This window comes from Oleiphilus sp. HI0066 (assembly GCF_001635725.1).
The window spans coordinates 1-2766 of the sequence record NZ_LWFH01000791.1 but is presented as its reverse complement, the minus strand read 5'-3'; the positions used below and the strand labels follow the sequence as shown (position 1 = coordinate 2766).

4 protein-coding genes are annotated in these 2766 nt (G+C 44.4%); 3 read left to right on the top strand and 1 reads right to left on the bottom strand.

Annotation, left to right across the window (positions count from 1 at the left end):
• The coding region (locus tag A3738_RS09520; RefSeq protein WP_197473756.1) for a DUF3450 family protein at positions 1-334 on the bottom strand (334 nt) is incomplete at its 3' end.
• Between the two features lie 573 nt (positions 335-907).
• Here A3738_RS09520 and A3738_RS09515 point away from each other — a divergent pair.
• From A3738_RS09515 to A3738_RS09505, 3 genes are all read left to right on the top strand, one after another.
• Complete coding sequence (locus tag A3738_RS09515; RefSeq protein WP_156493295.1) at positions 908-1435, top strand: MarR family winged helix-turn-helix transcriptional regulator; 528 nt, start codon at positions 908-910, stop codon at positions 1433-1435.
• The gene (locus A3738_RS09510; RefSeq protein WP_068479920.1) at positions 1432-2214 is read left to right on the top strand and encodes a triacylglycerol lipase; all 783 of its coding nucleotides are present in this window, start codon (positions 1432-1434) and stop codon (positions 2212-2214) included. The genes A3738_RS09515 and A3738_RS09510 overlap by 4 nt, the downstream gene beginning before the upstream one ends.
• Before the next feature lie 3 nt (positions 2215-2217).
• Positions 2218-2766 (top strand): triacylglycerol lipase (locus A3738_RS09505; protein WP_156504150.1); only part of this gene is annotated, 549 nt, incomplete at its 3' end.

The following is a 2766-nucleotide window of genomic DNA, read 5'->3' as shown; positions in this document are numbered from 1 at the left end:
CTTGTTCAGTTTCGGAAATAGAATCAATCTGCTGCTGCAGTTCTACCTTTTCCTTTTCCTGCGCCTGAATCAAGCGACGCATTTGAATATTGTAGGCTTTAACAAGATTGAGTTGACGCTCGGCTGCTAGAACTTCATCTACTGTTTGACGCGTCTTTTCAGAGAGCTGATCGATTCTAGTTTGCGACGCGGATGCAACTTCATGTGACGACCGGGTTAGCTTCAAAACTTTTTCAAGCATTTCTTCCGACAACGCTGGGAGTGAAACCGTTACCAAGCAAACCAGGGCCATGACGCGAACAACAAATCGCCGCACACAACCGAAAAGAGACATGCAGTAAAAAAACATAAACCGAACACTTAAAATAAATTGAATGGACTTATTACAAATGAGAATGATTATTATATAGAATTTTATTTACAGCGCAAAGCTTAAGATAAACTAAGTCAAAAATTTAAAGTTCCAAGACCAATACGAAGGGAATGACATCGAATTAATGCTGATTAAAATCTGAGGACTAATCATCACCATGCCTTCAAGTCGTGAATAAAACATACGTGTCATTGCAGTACTGCACGACCTGAATCATGTCCTGAAATACTGCGACAAAGCACTGTTAATTGACCAAGGACACGCCTTGCAAACGGGCTGTGTTGAGGAAGTACTCTGCCGTAAGAATATCGAACAGTGTTGGCAATATACGACCGAGTTTGTAAGAACTTCCGAAGGGAATGCGCTTATTATTTAAGGCTTAAGCATGAGCCATTAGTTATTATGGTACTAGCATGTAAGATATTCACTCAGACCCTACCTCTTGTTTATTTCACCCGATAAGCCTGATCCAAAGCCCGTTTAGTTCAGTATTGAACCATATTGATTGAATATTCAACTAATTAAGGCCAGATCTTGCACACCCAAAGCGATGCATCAAACCGACTACTTGCCTGGAAACACCTAGTCGAGGCATATCAAACCTGCCATCAAAAATATGCCCGTATGATGAGCCACTTCGATCTTACGGTTTCACAATTTGATGTACTTACTGGAATCGAGAGCTTAGGTGACAAGGCCACGCCCAAAGAAGTAGCCAAAAGGCTATTGGTGACGAAGGGCAACATCACCAGCGTAACTCGTCGTCTATTAGAAAGAGGTTTGATTCATCAAAAGTCACACGCTCTCGACAAAAGATCCATCATTTTGGAATTAACAGACTCAGGAAAAAGTCTGTTAGCGAATGCCAAGCTAGCGGCCAAACAATTCGTTGCGCAACAACTAGCCCCCTTCTCACAAAGTGATGTGGATTTAGTCGGCAACTTGATGCAACAAATGCGATCTCATTTGAATTCCAAAGATTTCGATTTCGCTGTCCAAGGTATTGTCAGTCAACACACCAGCGAACAAATGAATCTCTCATCAATGGATACCCCACAATGAGCACTACACATCAACTTAGTACCCCGAGTTTTAAGAATGGCCTGCTGGAATACCGCGCCGCACTTGACCTAACTGCCCTACCCGCATGGATGTCATATTTGAGCGTAAAACAGCAAAAAGATATAGGCAAAGGCCGTCACGTATTTGTTCTGCCTGGTTTCGGTGCTAGTGATTCAAGCATGAAACCACTCCGGTTTTTCCTAGAACGTCATGGGTTTAAAGCAATGGGCTGGGGACTTGGAGTCAATCGTGCTGGCCTAGACAAAGATTATGACCTGCACTCCATGGAATGGGAGTTACCTCCTCCTAATCCTCATAATGGAGAGTTCGGTGTACCTCATCTCTGCGGTCTAATGGCTGAGAGAGTGAAAGAGTTTTACGAACAAACAGGAAAGCAAGTTTCGCTAGTCGGATGGAGCCTTGGTGGCGTAGTTGCCCGAGAAGTAGCGAGAGATTTACCCGAAATGGTCGATCATGTCGTAACGCTGGGCACGCCGCTTACGGGCGGCCCAAAATATACTGCGGCCGCACCTATCTTGGCCAAAAAAGGCTTAGATCTGGACTGGATTGAGGCTGGCGTCGAAGAGCGAAAAAAGAAGCCCATTCAATGCAAGCTCAGTGCAATTGTTAGTAAAACAGACGGCGTCGTTGATTGGTCTGCCAGCGTATTGCCCGAAGACCAACAAACACGATATATCGAAGTGAACGTTTCTCATTTAGGAATGGGGTTCAATCGACAAACCATGTCACTCGTACTCAAAGAACTGCAACAGGACTAAGCGATGCCTTCAAACATAAATGCGCTTAACATCGATACAAGTACGCCCATTCTGTTTGTTCCCGGCGCTATGTCCGGTTCTTGGATTTGGGAAGATAATTTTGCTCAGCACTATAGAGCGATGGGTTTTAAAGTTCATTGCATGACCTTCAGCGGGCATCATTTATCTTTTAAGGAACGGCTTAAGCTAAGGTTTAATGACTACGTCGATGAATGCATTGAAGCAATCGAAAGCTTTGATAAGGCACCGACCGTCATTGGCCATTCTCTTGGTGGACTTGCGTCCCTTCACGCCACTGCTCACGCTAAAGCCCATGCATTGATCTTAATGTCGCCTGTGCCAATTTCTGGAGTTGTCGGTTCGATGAGCTCTCTCGCTAAAAAGTCACCAATCTCTCTCGCCAAATTTATTACCGCCGCGTGTTATGCAGGTATAACCCGCTACGGAACACCCCCGATAGGAATATATTCTAATACATGCGACACAGCTGATGCTGACAAGGTCACCGCCCAGCTGAGGTCCGAATCAATTCCAGTATTAATGAAATTACTA

Coding starts and splice junctions, on each gene's coding strand:
- A3738_RS09510 (WP_068479920.1), top strand. CDS start 1,432: ATGAGCACTACACATCAACTTAGTACCCCGAGTTTTAAGAATGGCCTG.